At 57.0% G+C, this 593-nt stretch carries 1 protein-coding gene; it reads left to right on the top strand.

The window, feature by feature from the left end:
• Positions 1-593: beta-ketoacyl synthase N-terminal-like domain-containing protein (locus ACTHUR_RS16070; RefSeq protein WP_440399676.1), on the top strand; the 593-nt coding region annotated here is incomplete at both ends.

The raw sequence follows: 593 nt of genomic DNA, 5'->3' as shown, positions 1-593 counted from the left end.
ATCGGCGGCCTGCCGAGCATCGAAGCGACCGGCAAAGCCGTTATCGAAGGCGGCGCGCGCAAAATCAATCCTTTCTTTATCCCAGGCTCGCTGATTAACCTGATTTCCGGCCACGTAACCATTCTCAAAGGCTACCGCGGCCCGAGCTACGGCATGGTTTCCGCCTGTACAACCGGTGCACACTCCATCGGCGACTCTGCACGACTGATTAAATACGGCGACGCAGACGTGATGATTGCCGGTGGCGCAGAAGGTGCGATCAGCACTTTGGGCGTTGGCGGTTTTGCCGCCATGAAGGCACTTTCCACTCGCAACGACGACCCTGCTACCGCTTCCCGTCCGTGGGACAAAGGCCGTGATGGTTTCGTTATCGGCGAAGGCGCTGGCGTGCTGGTGTTGGAAGAATTGGAACACGCGAAAAAACGCGGCGCGAAAATTTACGCTGAAATCGTCGGCTTCGGCATGAGCTCCGATGCCTACCACATTACCGCGCCTAACGAAGAAGGCCCTGCATTGGCTGTTACCCGCACGCTGAAAGATGCCGGCCTGAATCCTGAAGACGTTGATTACGTCAACGCACACGGTACATTGAA

It is taken from the genome of Neisseria sp. P0021.S007 (assembly GCF_051956855.1).
This window is presented reverse-complemented; position numbering and strand designations above follow the sequence as displayed.